The sequence below is a fragment of the Mycobacterium sp. genome (genome assembly GCF_965229265.1).
Lineage (GTDB): Bacteria > Actinomycetota > Actinomycetes > Mycobacteriales > Mycobacteriaceae > Mycobacterium.
On record NZ_CBDDIY010000011.1, the window covers coordinates 651,312 to 666,153 of the forward strand.

Genomic DNA, 14,842 nt, shown 5'->3' on the forward strand with positions numbered 1-14,842 from the left:
AGGTAATCAGTCTCGCGACGAGGGAAGTGACGACATGGTGCCGGATGGTGTGGTGGCCCAGGCGGCAGGGCGCGATTCGATCGGCGTGCACTGCCCGGCCGACGGACGTCCGGTGGGCACGGTGCCCGATCTAGGCGCGGTCGAGATCGACGAGATCTGTGCACAATTGCGGCGAGCCCAGCCGGCCTGGGAGGCCCTGGGCCCGGCCGGGCGGGGGCGGTGGCTGCTGAAGTGGCTGGACTGGCTGCTGGACAACGAGCAACACCTGCTCGAGCTGATCCAGGCCGAGACCGGCAAATCCTGGGCGGACGCGTCGTTAGAGCTTGCGGTTGCCGTCGACGTCATCAACTACTTCACCAAGAACGCCGAGGAATTCCTGGCCGATCGCTCTGTCAAGCCGGCCGGGCCGGCCAACGCGATGCGGCGGCTGCGGGTTCAGGTACGGCCACATCAACTGGTGGGTCTCATCACGCCCTGGAACGGCCCACTCGGCGGCCCGATGATGGACGTCGTCGGCGCTTTGGTCGCCGGGGCGGCAGTGGTCTCCAAGCCGTCCGAGGTGACTCCACTGACCTGGGCGGCGGCGGTGCGCGGATGGCGCGAGGGCATCGGTGCTCCACCGGTGCTGGCCTGTGTCACCGGTCGCGGTGCTGCCGGTGCCGCGGTCGTCGACAACGTCGACATGGTGATGTTCACCGGATCGGTGCGGACGGGGCGGATGATCGCGGTGCGATGCGCCGAACGGCTGATTCCCTGCAGCCTCGAACTCGGCGGTAAGGACCCCATGATCGTGCTTGCCGACGCCGACCTCGATCGCGCGTCGAGCGCCGCGGTGTGGGGCGCCATGACCAACGCCGGACAGGCGTGCGTCAGTGTGGAGCGCATCTACGTCGAGGATGCGGCCTACGACCGGTTCCTGTCCCTGGTGGTGGACAAGGTCAAGGCGCTGCGGCAGGGAATGGACAAGCCGGGTAGCTTCGCCTGTGACATCGGCGCCATGGTGACCGCAGACCAGCTCGCCACTGTCCAGGACCACGTGGACGACGCCATCGCCAAGGGGGCGCGGGCCCTGGTGGGAGGTCGTTCGCGCGACGGCCGATTCTTCGAGCCGACCGTGCTGGTCGACGTCGACCATTCGATGAAGTGCATGCGGGAGGAGACCTTCGGCCCGACGGTGGCGATCATGCGGGTACGCAACGAGGACGAGGCCATCGAACTGGCCAACGACAGCGAATACGGCCTCAGCTCCAGTCTGTGGACGCGCGATCCGGTTCGGGCGCAGCGGTTGTCGCGGCGTATCGAGGCCGGATCGGTATCGGTCAACAACGCCCTGGTTGCGACATTTCAGTTGCCGGTTCCGATGGGCGGCTGGAAGAACTCCGGTCTGGGCGCCCGGTTCGGCGGGGCGCACGGTGTGCTCAAATACTGTCGGCAGCAGTCCGTTGTCGAGGAGCGGTTTTCGCTGAAGTCCGAACCATTGTGGTACCCGGTGGTGCCGGTCAAATCGCGATTGATCGCGGCGATGACCCGAATGCTTGGCGCACACGACTGGCGTCGCCGAATCGGGCGGCCCGGGAGATGACCACCGACTCACTGCTACGCGCTGCCTATACTGGGCCGATGACATCGTCGGGCGGGGCGCGCTGACCATGGCGCGACCTTCCAAGCCGCTGATCAGCAGAAGTGCCGCGGTACAGGCCTCCATTGACATCATCGACAACGAAGGCCTGGACGCTTTCAGTCTCCCGCGCCTGGCCAAGCACATGGGCGTGCAAGCACCGTCGCTCTACCACCACTTCGCGGACAAGAGCGAAATCCTGAGCGCAATCGCCCGGTACATCGGTGGAGAGGCGGTGACGCGGCCCAGGCGTGCACCGGGTCCGGACTGGCCGGAATACTTCGTTGCGCTGGGCTTGAACTTCCGCCAGTCCGTCCTGCGGCATCGCAATGCCGCCCCGATCTTGGTGGAGCATCTACCCCGGGAGACACTCACCGGCAGCTTCGAACACGCCGCGGCATTTCTGAACGATTCCGGCGTGCCGGTCGAAGTGCACATCGAAATTCTTGATGGCATCGAAACCCTGTGCATCGGAGCGGTTCTGGTCGAAGCGGTACGGCGATCCCGGGGCCGCCATGTCCCGTTTCCCGGGGTCGACCCCGTCGCCCATCCGCATCTGACCAAAGCTCTGGACTCGAACGAACTGACTGCCAAGCAGCTCTTCGCCGAGCGGATTCGCAGCTTTCTCTACGGCGTGGTCAACAGCTGAAGTCGTTGCGGTAGTGCTGCGTTCGCGCGCTTCGGCCGATATCGTACGATGTCGTTACCTAAATATGTAAGTTTTATGGCTGAGGGGCGTCGGATATGACCACGTCGGTGGCGGGAGCGGCAAGGCTGTTCATCGGGGGTGCATTTCGGCCGGCCGAACAGACGGTTCCGGTGATCGATGCTGCAACCGGAGATCTTCTGGCCCAAGGCCCTTCGGCCACCGAAGCCGATATCGACGACGCTGTCACTGCCGCCGGTTCGGGCGCCGCGCAACGGTGGCGTGCGACCCCCGCGCTGGAGCGGGCGGTGGTGCTCAAGCGCTATGCGGCCGCCCTGCGGGCGCGCGGTGCCGACACCGCGACGCTCGTCAGCCGCGAGAATGGGATGCCTATCTCGCTGTCCCGCGCGGTCAATGGTGTGTTTCCCGCCGCCCTGGTGGCCTACTACGCCAAACTGTTGGGCTCCTGGCAGTCCGAGGAGATCCGCCCTGCACTGGCGGGTCACACGATTGTGCGGCGTGAGTCCGTGGGCGTGGTCGCGGCGATCACACCGTGGAACTACCCCCAGGCGTTGGCGATCATGAAGATCGCACCGGCTCTGGCGGCCGGTTGCTCGGTGGTACTGAAGGCGGCACCGGAAACGGCCCTGGATTCCCTGGTTTTCGCCGAGGCCGCCGCCGAGGCCGGTCTGCCTGACGGTGTCTTGAGCGTGGTGCCCGGTGGTCCCGCAGCCGGCGCCCATCTGGTGGCTCACCCCGGTGTCGACAAGGTGGCGTTTACCGGTTCCACGAACGCCGGACGGGCCATCGCGGCGCAGTGTGGCAGGCTGATTCGGCCGGTGACCCTCGAGCTCGGTGGCAAGTCCGCGGCGATCATCCTCGACGACGCCGACCTGCCGGCCACCCTGGCGGGTCTGCGGTCGGTGTCGTTCGTCAACAATGGCCAGACCTGTCATCTGAGTTCCCGCATACTCGTCCCAAACAGCCGCTATGCAGAGTTCGTCGAGGCCATCGCCGAACTCGCCGCCGGTCTGCGCATCGGTGACCCGCTCGACGACGCCACCGAGATCGGGCCGCTGGTGAGCGCGCGGCAGCGAGATATCGTGCTGGGCTACATCGAGGTCGGCAGGGCAGAGGGAGCGCGATTGGTCGCCGGCGGCGGTGCGCCGACCGGGTTGGACCGCGGCTGGTTCGTTGCGCCAACGGTTTTCGCCGACGTCGACAACGGCAGCCGAATCGCTCAGGAAGAGATCTTCGGTCCGGTCCTCACCATCACCGGCTACGACGACGACGCCGATGCGGTCCGCATCGCCAACGACAGCCAGTTCGGGCTTGCCGGCACCGTGTGGTCGCAGAATGTCGACCGGGCAACCGATATCGGCAGGGCGATACGGACGGGGACGGTCGGGGTCAACCACTACCAGCTCGACGTCCAGTCTCCGTTCGGCGGGGTCAAGGCCAGCGGACTCGGACGAGAACTCGGCCCGGAAGGACTCGACGCGTACTTCACGTACAAGTCCATCTATCGGGCGACCCCGCAGTTCTGATGGCGGTACCATCCCCCGGCCTCGCCGGACTCGGGGACAGCGGTGGCCGGGGAGGATTCAGTCCTCTTCGATGATCAACGCCATCTCGGGGCAGGAGGCGACTCCCCGCAGCGTCGCCTCACGATCGGCCGCCGAGACGCTGTGATCGGTCATGATGCAGTAGCCCTCGTCGTCGATGGGGAAGATCTCGGGGGCGACTGCATAACACTGCGCGTGCCCGGCGCACTTGGCCCGGTCCAGTCGAACTCTCACGGCGTCCCCTTCGTCGTCCTTGCTCTGTATAAAACTATAAGCGCTAGGTTTTGGGCGGTCCAGCCCGAACGAGCGAATCGGCAAGGAGCTCAAGGGAGCTGCGGGCGCCCGTACACGGCGACGACAACGCTACGGTCGAAGCTGTTCTCCGACCACACGCCGACCTGCGTGTTGGCGCAGTTCGACATGATCGCGTAGTCGGCCGGGTCGTAATACCACTGGTTGAGGATCTCGATGCCGTTGATGGCCAGCGCGGGATTGATCGCGACGGTCTGCGCAACGGTTCCGGTGTATCCGGCGGCGCGGGCGCGCTCCTGAGGTGTGGATCCGTCGGATCCGATGTCTCCCTCGAGCGTTCGATTGCCGAGCACGTCGCGCGCATGCCACTCGGCAGCCAGCTGCAGCTGTGGGTTCTTGACGACGTCGTTTGTGCAGCCGGCCTGGTGTTGCAACGTATAGATGTTGACGACCACGCTGTCGTTGAGCCGCTTGTTGTCGGCAGCGGCCGGTGGCGCGGTTGCGACGACAGCGAGGCCCGACGCGAGCACGGCGCCGCCCAGAGCCCGCAGCGCGCGACGTGCCGTCGACGGCAGTGAACGTCGCCCGGGTCCGCGGCTCAGTGGCCCGACGGCGGAACCAGCATGCTCTGCCATGTCTTCTCTCCATTGGTCGGGGCCAGATCCGCCTGCTTGTAGACCCGCCCGTCGGGGCCGAGATAACTACCCGTTGCGGGGTCGTAGTAGGCGGTGGCAATGGGCGATGTCGCGCCACCTTCGGGCGCCGGTGCCGCCGGCGGGGTGGGGGCCGCCTGTGGAATGCCCTGTCCGGACAGCGTCGCGTTAGGGTCGCCCTTCCAGTTGAAACCGTCGTTGAGCGGGACGTACTGGTCGTCGCTACGGCACATCTCGGCGGTGGGTGCGCGTTTCCCGGGCTTGGTCATGCAGGGAAGGTTACGGGCGCCGCGGACCGCGACCCAGGAGTCCTGCGGAATCCGGCAGTACAGCGGATCCGCAGGTCGATCCGGGGTGTCCACCATCGACGGTATCCGTTGTTGTTGGGCCGGAAGGTAGCCCGTCGTGCAGGGCGGCGGCAGGTTCAGGTTCAGGTTGAACGACAGCACCAAGCCCGGGTGCTTACTGTCTCGGTTGGCGACCGTCCCGGCGGCCATGACTTGCACACCCATGGGGAGCAACACCAGAAGCTGCTCGATCCCTGGGTTGTAGGTCAGCGCAAGGTGTCCCACTCCGGCCAGATTGGACATCAGGACCGGCAGGCTCGGTTGCAACCGGTCGACCAACTGCCGAGCCTCGTCACCGGCCCTGGCGCCGTTGCGGATCAGGCCCGCCAGTGCTGCATCGTTGGTTTGCAGCTGGCCGGTCAAATCGGCCAGATGTGACGCCCACGCCTGGATGGAGCCGGCGGAATCGGCTTGTGAGTCCAGTATCGGTTTGGACTTGTCGATCAAGGCCAGCATCGGATCGAGATTCTGGCGGGCATCGATCGCCAGTTGGGTCGAGCCGTCGACGATCCGCGCGATCTGGGGTCCCATCCCGCCCACGCCGGTGTAGCTCTCGTCGACCACCGTCTTGAGATCGTCGCGCGGGATCGCCTGCAGCCCGCGGTTGGCGGCGTCGAGGAGCGCTCCGATGTCCGGCGGCACAGAGCTGCGTTGTAGCGGTATGACGTCGCCGTTCTTCAACGGGGGGCCGCGTTCGCTTCGCGGCCGCAAGGCGACGTACTGCTCGCCGATGGCGGAGGTGCTGTGCACTTCCGCGTCGACGTCGGACGGGATCGCGACATCAGACCGCAACGACAAGTCGGCCTCGACCCCGGAATCGGTCAACCGCAGCCCGGTGACCCGGCCCACCTCGGTACCGCGGTAGGTCACGTTGGCCGTCCGGTACAGACCGCCGGCCTGAGGCAGCTGCACGACGACGGTGTAGCGGCCCACGCCCAGCATGGCCGGCACCTTGACGTACCCGAACAGCATCACCGAGCCAGCCGACACGGCAACGGCGGCGAAGATCGCCAACTGGATCTTGATCCATTTGTCGAGTCGCATGTCAGCGGCCCTGATCGAGTCGGTAGGGGGCGACCAACGGGTTGTTGGCCGTGTACGGACTGGGGAGTTGGCCGATGGTGCGGCCCCATTGCATCTCCAACTCGGTGAGATCACCCTCCCACCGGGTTCCGGTGAAGATGTTGTTGTCGATGCGGCTGAGCGTGAGATCCGCGATGGCGGTGATATTGGCGTAATCGCCGCGGATCCACTTGTCGAGCGTTGCCTTGGGCCACGGGAAGGTGCCGAGGAAGTCCAGCGACCGGGTGAGATCGGGTCCGGTGCTGGCCAGCGATTGCAGCACCGGCGCGATCTGGTTGAGTTCCGTGACCAGGTTGTCCTTGCTCCGGTTGACGGTGTCGGTCGTCAGGGCGCTGAACTTCCCGAACGCGTCGGCCGCGTCGACCAGGTGCCCGCGTTGTTCGGCCAACACGGCCAGCGCATCAGGAATGGTGCGAAGTGCTTTGTTCAGCACCGGTTTCTGGGCAGCGACCTCACCGACGAGGCCGTTGAAGCTCTCCGTCGCAGCGATGATGTCGTCGGTCTGCTGGTGAATGTGGGCGACGAACTGGTCGAGTTGTTCGATCAGACTCCGGAGGTCGCCCTCGCGGTCGGCGAATGCCGTGGCGAACGCGGCCGTGATGTCCTGGACTTGGCCGATGCCCCCGCCGTTGAGCATCAACGACAGGGCCGACAGCGTCTGGTCGGTGCCGGGGTAGGCGCTTGCGTGGTCCAGCGGGATCAGTGATCCCTCGTGAAGTCTGCCTTGGGGCGGCACGTCTGTCGGTGCGGCGAGCTCAATGTGCAACGAGCCGAGCAGGCTGGTCTGGCCCACCTTGGCCGTTGCGTTGGCCGGCAGTTCGACGTCGCCGTCGAGGCGCATGGTGACCAGTGCATGCCAGCCCTGCCGCTCGATCCTGGTGACCGTGCCGACATTGGCGTCACCGACCCGCACCCGCGAATTCTGCTGCATGTAGCCGACATCGGGTATCTGTGCTTCGACGGTAAACGACCCGGGGCCCCTGCCCTGCGTTCCGGGCATGGGCAACGAGTTCAGGCCACGCCACTGACACGCCGTGAGGGCGGTGAGGACGCAGCAGACGACGATGCCGAGCGCCGTCCTTCTGCCCGCGTCGGCCGCTGTCATGATCCGCTGCCCGGGACCATGAGACCGGGCAGCCCCGCGGTGGGATCGGTCGAGTGCGCCGCCGCAGCATCAGGGTCCGGTGCCGACGGCGGTGGGGCGGACCCGGGAGCCTCCGCTGGCAGCGGGGCTGCGGGCGCGGCGGGGCCGGCCGGATCCGGCGGTGTGGGGCGGAAGTCGGGCCGCAGCCAGTCCTCGGAGTAGGTGAGCTCGTTGGGCCGTGCCGATTCACCGACGAGGTAGTTCGCGCCCAGCGGGGCGAAATTCCACTGGCGGTTCTTGACGATGGGTGCAAGATATTGGACACACAGCTTCGCGGACTGCTCGGCGTTGAGCCGTGATGCGGCCTGAATTCCGCCGCACAGGAACGAGATCGGATTGGCGAAGTTCTGCAGCGTCAACGCTCCGGTGATGCCCTGCTGGGTGGGTTGGTAGATGTTGACGAAGTTCTGCAACGTGTTCGGGAACAGGTGAAGCGCCTGCTCGACGTCCCCGATGCTGTCGTGGACAGCGGAGGTGACCGACGCGAGCTTGTCGGTCGTGCTGCCCATCGACTCGCGGTTGTCCGACACGAATGCGGTCGCGTCCTTGACGACGGCATTGAGATCCTTGACGGCGTTGCCGACGGCGTCGGGGGATGCGCTCATCGCCGCCGTCGCCGCGGCGAGGTTGCCATTGAGCTGCTGAAGCAGATCGGAGCTGTCCTCCAGGGCGGCCACCACCAGGGACAGGTTCTTGACCGTCGAGAAGATGTCTTCGCTGTGGTCACCGAGGATGGAGAACGCCTGGGCCATTTGCTGGATGGTCTCGTGCATGGTCGCGCCCTGGCCACGCAGGTTGGCCGCCGCGGTTCGCACGAACGCACCCATCGTGCTGACCCCGCCGGGTTGCGTCGGTTGTAGTGCGTCGGTCAGCTTCTCCAATTGCTGGCGCAGATCGTCCCATTCCAGCGGTACCGCGGTCCGATCGGAGGGAATCACGGCGCCGTTGGTCATGCTCGGGCCGCCGGTGTAGGCCGGCATGAGTTGGATCGCACGCGCGGTGACCAGTTGCGGCGCGATGATCGCCGCCTTCGCGTCCGCGGGGACGCGGTACTTGTCGTCGATCCAGAAGGTGATCTTCACGGCGCGAGCCTGCGGTTCGATGCTGTCGATCCGCCCGACGCGGACGCCGAGGATGCGGACTTCGTCACCGGTGAACAATCCATTGCTGTTGTCGAAGTACGCGACCACGTGCATCCGCCCGATCCTGTCGATCACCCTGGACTTGATGACGGTGCCGGCAACAGCGACAAGAACACACAGCGCGACCGCCAGGGTGATGCGAAACGTGCTGCGCCTCATCCTGGTTGGCCTCCGCCTGGGGTGTCGGTGCTGGTGTCATCCGTGGCGGGCGGACCCGGTGGTGGTCCGCCCGGCGGCGGTGCCGGTGTTGGCTCGCGGTAGGGGTAACAGCCGGTGGGTCCGGGCAACGGGATCCCGGGTGGACCACACCCCTGATCTCCGGGGTTGCCGGTGATCGCATCGGGGAGCGTCAGCCGGGGTTGCCCGCCCTGCCCGGTGCGCGGGAACGGTACGGGTAGCGGCGGCGTGGCCGGCTGTCCGGTTTGTGGGTCGGTGCGTTGTGACGGTGCCAGGACGTTCGGGTCCAGGCCGAGGTCGGAGAAGGCGGCGTCGACGAACGGCTGGACGAACTGCCCGGGCAGCAGATTGGCGATGTACGCCTTGAAGAAGGGGCCCGAGGCCACCGATTCCCCGAGGGACATGGCGTACTGATTGAGGTATTTGATCGCTTGCTGCAGTCCCGCTTTGTGCTTGTCCACGATCGACAGCACGACGGTCAGCTTGTCCAGCGCGGGGCGCAGCTGCGTGCGGTTCTCGTTGACGAATGCCGACAGCTGGTTCGCGAGTGCGGACAGGTTGTGGGAGATCTGTTCCAGTGCGTCGGTCTGCGTTCGCAGTTCGGCCAACAGTGCATTGCTCTTGGCGACGAGACCGGCGATTTCATCCGCGCGGTCGGCGAGAACCGTGGTCGCCTTGTGGGCGTTGGCCAGCAGCTCGCGCAGCGCGGTGTCGCGGCTGCTCAGGATCTGGGAGAAACGCCCCACGCCGTCGACTGCGAGCTTCAACTGCGGGGGCGTGTCCTTGAATGTGTTGGCCAGGGTCGCCAGCGAGTCGGAGACCGTGTTGGTGTCCAGCCCGTCGATGGTCGCGGAAAGGTCGCCCAGTGCATCCGGAAGCTGGTAGGGGGATCTGGTCCGTTCCAGAGGAATGGTCCCGGACAGCCCGCCGTCCCCGCGCGGCGTGATCTCGAGGACCTTGGCCCCCAGCAGGCTCTTCGTCCTGATGTTGGCCTCGGTCCGTGCACCGAGCCGGATAGTCTTGTCGACGGTGAAATCCACCAGCACTCGGGCACCGTCGAGATCGACCGAGGTGACCTCTCCGACTCGGGATCCCGCGACCTGGACCGCGGCGCCTTCCTGCAGGCCGCCGGATTCACTGAACACCGCGGAGTAGTGCCGTGTTCCACTGACGAAGGGCAGTTTGTCGTACTCGAGCGCGAGTGTGGTCGCCGCCATCAGCAGGCAGACGCCGAGCAGGCCGATGACGAAGGTGTTGCGTTCTGCGAATGGTCTCACTTCGGCGCGCACCGCCCGGTGTCCTGGCCGGCAAGCTTCACGTAGACGGGTTGACCACCTTTGCCGTTCACCTTCAGGACGAGGTCACAGAGGTAGAAGGTGAAGAAATCGCCCATGATGCCCAGGCGGCTGAGCACCTTGTACGAGTGCGGCAGCGTGTCGAGGTAGTTGTCGAGCCATTCGTGGTCGGCCGCCACGATCGAGGCGACGTGATCCGTCTGGGAGACAGTGTCTTTGAACGGTTGTCGGGCTTGGTCGAGGAGGTCGGCGATGCTCGCCGAGGAGGCATTGGTGTAGGCGACGGCGTTGGCGATATCGGCCCTGCGGGCGGCGAGCCCGTCGATGAGCTGGGACAGCGAATCGACGGCACCGGCGAATTGCTTGTTCTGGTCGCCGAAGGCCTTGAGCACCGCACTGAGGTTGTCGATGACCTGGCCGATCAACTCGTCGCGGTCGGCAAGGTTGCTGGTGACGGTCGCCGCCTGGCTCAGGAAGGAGCCGATGGTGGCACCCTCGCCCTGGAACGCACCGATCAGCTGAGCTGCCAGGGCATTGACCTGCTCGGGGTTGAGCGCGCGGAATAGTGGTCGGAATCCGCCCAGCAAGGTGTCGAGGTCCAGTGCCGGTTGGGTGTTCGCCAACGCGATGGTGCCGCCCGGTTTGAGCGGCTTCCGGTCTCCGGTTCCCTCGCCCAGGGACAGGTAGCGGTCGCCGATCGGATTCTCCCATCGCACGGCGGCCTGGCTGGCGGTGGTGAGCATCACCGTGGGATCGACCTCGAAGTCCACCAGTGCCAGCGATGTGTCGGTGACCGAGATGTGTTTGACCTTGCCCACCTCGACGCCGGCGAGGCGCACGAAGTCGCCCTCGACCAGGCCACTGACGTCGGAGAACTCAGCGCGGTACGGCTGTTCACCGGAGAAGCGGAACTGCGAGAAGACAGCGAGAAGCGCGAATGTTCCTGTCAGGCATACGATCACGAAGAACGCTAGGCCTATCGTCGCGCGTCTCAGGTTGTCGTTCACGGTCGATGGTCCTCGTGCTTTCCGTTACGGCGTCGCGGGGGGAGGCGGACTGAGTTGCTGGGTCGGAGCGGGTGGCGACTGCGGGGCCGGCGGTGGACCTTGCGGGAGTCCCGGATACAGCGGTGTACCGTCCGCCGCGTACCACGGCGCCCCGTACGGTGGTCCGCCCGGGTAGGGCGGCGGCCCCGGTGCGGGGCCCGGCAGGCACTGTCCGACGTGAGGTGCCTCCGGGATGGCCCGGGTCACGGGGAAGTAGTCGACCGAACACGTCTGCCCGATTCCCGGGTTCGGGCGCCAGTCGAGGCCGGTGCCGTAGCCGGTGTTGGTGATCAACTGGCGGACCGGGAAGTTCTTGGCGACGTCTGGCAGTGAGCCGCAGCCGGGCTTGCCGCCGGGGCCACCCTTCGCGGCGACGATCGGTAGGTTTTCGGGGTAGCGGTAGAGGTCGTCGCCGAACGAGATGCCGGCGTCGAGGTACACCGTTCGCCCGTTTCCGCCGAACCATTCGCCGGCCTTGTCGAGGAACAACTTCGATCCCTTGATGCTGCAGGCGTATTCGGGGTTGTATTTCAGCAGTAGTTCCGTTGTGGGTTCCAGGACGTTGACACTGTCAATCAGGTTGTCCTTCGTGCCGGCAAGCAGTGCGGTTCCACTGTTGGCGAATCCACTGACGCTCAGCATCAGTGCGTCGAGCGCTGTCGAGTTGTCGACGACGGTCGTGCTGACGGTGCTTGCCGCATCGAGGGTCGACATCAGGTCGCGGGCAGCAGCGCCGTAGGCGTCGCTGAATCCCTTGACGGAGCGCCAGTCTGCCGCGACGGTGTCCATTCTGGGATTGATGGCGAGGAGCACTTGATTGGCGTCCGTGGTGGCCCGGCCGATGCGTTCGCCCTTGCCCCGCAACCCTTCGGCCAGTGCGGTCAGCACCGCGTTGAGCTTGGCGACGTCCACTTGCCGCAGGATTGCGACGAGATTGTCGAAGACGGTGTTGACCTCGGTGCTCACGTTGCGCGAGTGGAGCACGGCACCGGATGTCAATCGCGCCGGGCTCGGATCGGCGGGGTAGATGAGGTCGACGTATTTTGCTCCGAACGCCGTGGTTGCCTTGATCTCGGCCTGGGTGTTCGCCGGGATCCGGTTGATCGCATCGGGATACAGCTCGAGTTGAAGGCTCACCGGCTGGCTTCCACCTCTGATACCGGCCACCCGCCCCACTTCGACGCCGCGCATCTTCACTTTCGCGCCGGACTCCATCACCAGACCGCTGCGGTCGGCGGTCATGGTCACCGGCACGAACTGACGGAAGGCGCCGGCGAACATCGCAGAGCAGACGGCGACGAAGACTGCGATTGCGGTCAGTAGCGCCGCGGTCCACCACAGTGGATGGACCCCACGGCTGCTTGCTGGACGGCTGGCGGGCATGGTGCTATCCCGACAGGTTGAAGTTGCCGGATTGGCCGTAGATGGCCAGTGAGAGGAACAGAACGACGAAGACCGCCGCAATCATGGAGGTGCGTACGGCTCGTCCGACAGCTTCACCCACTCCGGCGGGGCCGCCCGATGCGTTGAAGCCGTAGTAGGTGTGCACGAGCATGATCACGACCGCCATCAGGATCGCCTGGAAGAACGACCAGATGATGTCGGTCGGCTGTAGGAACGTGTTGAAGTAGTGGTCGTAGACGCCGCTTGACTGACCGTAGACGACGGTGGTGCCGAAGCGGGCGGCCCAGAAGGCGGTGATCATGGCGACGCAGTACAGCGGGATCACGACAATGACACCGGCGACCACCCGGTTCGTCGCGAGGTAGGCGATCGAGCGCACACCCATGACCTCGAGGGCGTCGATCTCCTCATTGATCCGCATGGCGCCCAGCTGTGCGGTCGCGCCGGCACCGATCGTCGCGGCCAGCGCGATGCCGGCGATGACCGGGGCGATGAGCCGGACGTTGAAGTATGCCGATGCGAAGCCGGTCAGTGCTTCCACACCGACGTTGGAGAACTGGTTGTAGCCCTGGACGGCGACCAGTGCGCCCGTCGACAGCGTCAGGAAACCGACGATGACGACGGTGCCGCCGACGATGGCCAGCGCGCCCGTGCCCAAACTCATCTGGGCGATCAACCGGATGGTTTCGGTCTTGTAGTGCACCACTGCGTCGCGGATCGCCGCGACCGTCTGGAAGTAGAACTGGGCCTGGGTGCCGATGCGTTCGAGGCCGCGGAGGCGGCCGCCGACCGCGCGTCGCAGCCTGGCACAGCGCTTGCTGGTGACGCCGGTGGTCATGCTGGCGGTCATAGTGTCGCCTTGACACCCACCGCGGTCGCGATGATGTTGATGGCGAACAGCGCCATGAAGGTGTACACGACGGTCTCGTTGACGGCATTGCCCACGCCGGCCGGCCCGCCACCGACGGAAACCCCCTTGTAGCAGGCGATCAGGCCGGCCGCCAGGCCGAAGAGCGTCGACTTGACCAAGGCGATCACCACGTCGGGCGCCTTGGTGATCACCGTCAGCCCGCCGATGAACGAGCCCGGGGTGACGTGCTGGATGAAAACCGCGAACGCGAAGCTGCCGATGAGGCCCACCAGGATCACCACCGACGAGAGCAGGGTCGCGACGACGGTGGCGGCCAGGACGCGGGGGACCACCAGAGCCTGAATGGGGTTGACGCCCATGACGCGTAATGCGTCGAGTTCCTCTCGAATGGTGCGTGCGCCGAGGTCCGCGCACATCGCCGTGGCGCCGGCACCGGAGACGACGAGAACGGTGACCACCGGGCCGATCTGGGTCACGGTTCCGTAGGCGGCGCCCGTGCCCGAGTAGTCGGCCGCACCGAATTCGACCAACAGAATGTTGAAGGTGAAGACCATCAGGACGGTGAACGGGATGGCCAGCATGAGCGTCGGCAGCATCGATACCCGGGCGACGAACCAGGCCTGCAGGAGAAACTCACGCCAGGCGAACGGCCGGCGCGGCACGAGGGTGAGCACGTCCAGCGACATGGCGAAGAATCCGCCGACGGCCCGGATCGGCTTGGCGACGGGCGTCGACGACATGTTGTCGACGATCTGGCGAATTCCGTTGCGGTGCTGAATGGCTGCGCTATCTTCGGCGTCCGGGGCAACGGACGGGTCTAGCTGCGGAACAGGCACTCCGACTCCATCCACGCGAACAACGGGTAACCTCACGCCCCCCGAATCCGCCGGCCGTCGGGCTGCGATTCGGCCAGTGGCGTGACACTCGTGTGAGGCGTCGGTGTGACGCCCGCCACCGAGCGAGCAAAACCTTACCGCTATAGGTATAGATGGTCAATCGTCGGGTGATGAGCATTCGGTGCGGGCCTGCCGGTATACATTGGGGCGGTGGCGATGTGCTCTCTCGGGTCGGTGGTGTGGAGGGCTCTGCGCGTCAAAACTCCTCGTAGATTGGTCAATTGGGCGCTCCTGCTCGGCGTCGAGGTAGTGGTGCCTGACGGCTGGTCCCCCTTGCATCGGTCGCGCGGCGCACCGGAGTGCGCATTCCGACATGCGCGGGCATTGCCAGAATCAACCATCGACCATTAGGTTTGAAGGCGTGACCCGGTCGGTCGGCAGGCAGGCGGACGTGTGCGAACACACCGAGCGGTAGCGTGCAGGCGCTGCGCCGCGGTGTGCCTGGCGGTCCTCGCCGTAACCGGCGCCGGGCTGCTGCCGACCGCTCATGCCGACACCGATCCGCCCCCGTGTCCGCCGGCGATGTCCTTGGTCTGCCAGCTGCTGCCCGTCGCGCCGAACTGGGAGGGCGACGTCGACCTGACCAAGAACCAGCCACCACGCGATCCCGCTGTTCCGCTCCCCGAGGAGCGCAAGCCCGCTGACTACTGCTCCAGCGGGTGCGTGTAGCCGGCGGTTCACGGCCTGTCCAGGTGTCCCGGTG

14 protein-coding genes are annotated in these 14,842 nt (G+C 65.9%); 4 read left to right on the forward strand and 10 right to left on the reverse strand.

Features of this window, described 5'->3' with window-relative positions:
- Positions 1-34 precede the first annotated feature (34 nt).
- The 3 genes from ADBZ9K_RS15605 (at position 35) to ADBZ9K_RS15615 (ending at position 3,811) form a co-directional block, all read left to right on the forward strand.
- Positions 35-1,582 carry an aldehyde dehydrogenase family protein gene (locus tag ADBZ9K_RS15605; RefSeq protein WP_526621962.1) on the forward strand — a complete coding sequence of 516 codons (1,548 nt, stop codon included), beginning with the start codon at positions 35-37 and terminating at the stop codon, positions 1,580-1,582.
- Positions 1,583-1,649: 67 nt separating this feature from the next.
- Complete coding sequence (locus tag ADBZ9K_RS15610; protein ID WP_526622688.1) at positions 1,650-2,267, forward strand: TetR/AcrR family transcriptional regulator; 618 nt, start codon at positions 1,650-1,652, stop codon at positions 2,265-2,267.
- A 95-nt stretch (positions 2,268-2,362) separates the two neighbouring features.
- Positions 2,363-3,811: an aldehyde dehydrogenase gene (locus tag ADBZ9K_RS15615; protein WP_526621964.1), complete on the forward strand. Its 1,449-nt coding sequence runs from the start codon at positions 2,363-2,365 to the stop codon at positions 3,809-3,811.
- 57 nt (positions 3,812-3,868) lie between these two features.
- Here ADBZ9K_RS15615 and ADBZ9K_RS15620 read toward each other — a convergent pair whose 3' ends face one another.
- The 10 genes from ADBZ9K_RS15620 to ADBZ9K_RS15665 form a co-directional block, all read right to left on the reverse strand.
- Positions 3,869-4,063, reverse strand: coding sequence for a ferredoxin (locus ADBZ9K_RS15620; RefSeq protein WP_526621966.1), 195 nt, complete (start codon positions 4,061-4,063; stop codon positions 3,869-3,871).
- Positions 4,064-4,152: 89 nt separating this feature from the next.
- A complete protein-coding gene (locus tag ADBZ9K_RS15625) occupies positions 4,153-4,716 on the reverse strand; it encodes a CAP domain-containing protein (protein WP_526621968.1) in 564 nt (187 codons plus the stop codon).
- Positions 4,680-6,125 carry an MCE family protein gene (locus tag ADBZ9K_RS15630; RefSeq protein WP_526621970.1) on the reverse strand — a complete coding sequence of 482 codons (1,446 nt, stop codon included), beginning with the start codon at positions 6,123-6,125 and terminating at the stop codon, positions 4,680-4,682. The genes ADBZ9K_RS15625 and ADBZ9K_RS15630 overlap by 37 nt, the downstream gene beginning before the upstream one ends.
- 1 nt (position 6,126) lies before the next feature.
- Positions 6,127-7,269, reverse strand: a complete 1,143-nt coding sequence (locus ADBZ9K_RS15635) for an MCE family protein (RefSeq protein WP_526621971.1) — start codon at positions 7,267-7,269, stop codon at positions 6,127-6,129.
- On the reverse strand, positions 7,266-8,609 hold the full coding sequence (locus ADBZ9K_RS15640) for an MCE family protein (protein WP_526621973.1): 1,344 nt from the start codon (positions 8,607-8,609) through the stop codon (positions 7,266-7,268). Before ADBZ9K_RS15640 ends, ADBZ9K_RS15635 begins: the two co-directional genes overlap by 4 nt.
- Positions 8,606-9,904 carry an MCE family protein gene (locus ADBZ9K_RS15645; protein WP_526621975.1) on the reverse strand — a complete coding sequence of 433 codons (1,299 nt, stop codon included), beginning with the start codon at positions 9,902-9,904 and terminating at the stop codon, positions 8,606-8,608. Before ADBZ9K_RS15645 ends, ADBZ9K_RS15640 begins: the two co-directional genes overlap by 4 nt.
- Positions 9,901-10,929 carry an MCE family protein gene (locus ADBZ9K_RS15650; RefSeq protein ID WP_526621977.1) on the reverse strand — a complete coding sequence of 343 codons (1,029 nt, stop codon included), beginning with the start codon at positions 10,927-10,929 and terminating at the stop codon, positions 9,901-9,903. Before ADBZ9K_RS15650 ends, ADBZ9K_RS15645 begins: the two co-directional genes overlap by 4 nt.
- 24 nt (positions 10,930-10,953) lie before the next feature.
- On the reverse strand, positions 10,954-12,351 hold the full coding sequence (locus ADBZ9K_RS15655; RefSeq protein WP_526621979.1) for an MCE family protein: 1,398 nt from the start codon (positions 12,349-12,351) through the stop codon (positions 10,954-10,956).
- Between the two features lie 4 nt (positions 12,352-12,355).
- Entirely contained in the window at positions 12,356-13,210 is an 855-nt protein-coding gene (locus tag ADBZ9K_RS15660) for an MlaE family ABC transporter permease (protein WP_526622690.1), read from the reverse strand.
- Positions 13,211-13,218: 8 nt separating this feature from the next.
- On the reverse strand, positions 13,219-13,983 hold the full coding sequence (locus ADBZ9K_RS15665) for an MlaE family ABC transporter permease (protein WP_526622692.1): 765 nt from the start codon (positions 13,981-13,983) through the stop codon (positions 13,219-13,221).
- A 591-nt stretch (positions 13,984-14,574) separates the two neighbouring features.
- Here ADBZ9K_RS15665 and ADBZ9K_RS15670 point away from each other — a divergent pair.
- A complete protein-coding gene (locus tag ADBZ9K_RS15670) occupies positions 14,575-14,808 on the forward strand; it encodes a fibronectin-binding protein (RefSeq protein WP_526621981.1) in 234 nt (77 codons plus the stop codon).
- The last annotated feature ends 34 nt before the right edge of the window (positions 14,809-14,842 follow it).

Coding starts and splice junctions, on each gene's coding strand:
- ADBZ9K_RS15605 (WP_526621962.1), top strand. CDS start 35: ATGGTGCCGGATGGTGTGGTGGCCCAGGCGGCAGGGCGCGATTCGATC.
- ADBZ9K_RS15610 (WP_526622688.1), top strand. CDS start 1,650: ATGGCGCGACCTTCCAAGCCGCTGATCAGCAGAAGTGCCGCGGTACAG.
- ADBZ9K_RS15615 (WP_526621964.1), top strand. CDS start 2,363: ATGACCACGTCGGTGGCGGGAGCGGCAAGGCTGTTCATCGGGGGTGCA.
- ADBZ9K_RS15625 (WP_526621968.1), bottom strand. CDS start 4,716: ATGGCAGAGCATGCTGGTTCCGCCGTCGGGCCACTGAGCCGCGGACCC.
- ADBZ9K_RS15630 (WP_526621970.1), bottom strand. CDS start 6,125: ATGCGACTCGACAAATGGATCAAGATCCAGTTGGCGATCTTCGCCGCC.
- ADBZ9K_RS15635 (WP_526621971.1), bottom strand. CDS start 7,269: ATGACAGCGGCCGACGCGGGCAGAAGGACGGCGCTCGGCATCGTCGTC.
- ADBZ9K_RS15640 (WP_526621973.1), bottom strand. CDS start 8,609: ATGAGGCGCAGCACGTTTCGCATCACCCTGGCGGTCGCGCTGTGTGTT.
- ADBZ9K_RS15655 (WP_526621979.1), bottom strand. CDS start 12,351: ATGCCCGCCAGCCGTCCAGCAAGCAGCCGTGGGGTCCATCCACTGTGG.
- ADBZ9K_RS15660 (WP_526622690.1), bottom strand. CDS start 13,210: ATGACCACCGGCGTCACCAGCAAGCGCTGTGCCAGGCTGCGACGCGCG.
- ADBZ9K_RS15665 (WP_526622692.1), bottom strand. CDS start 13,983: ATGTCGTCGACGCCCGTCGCCAAGCCGATCCGGGCCGTCGGCGGATTC.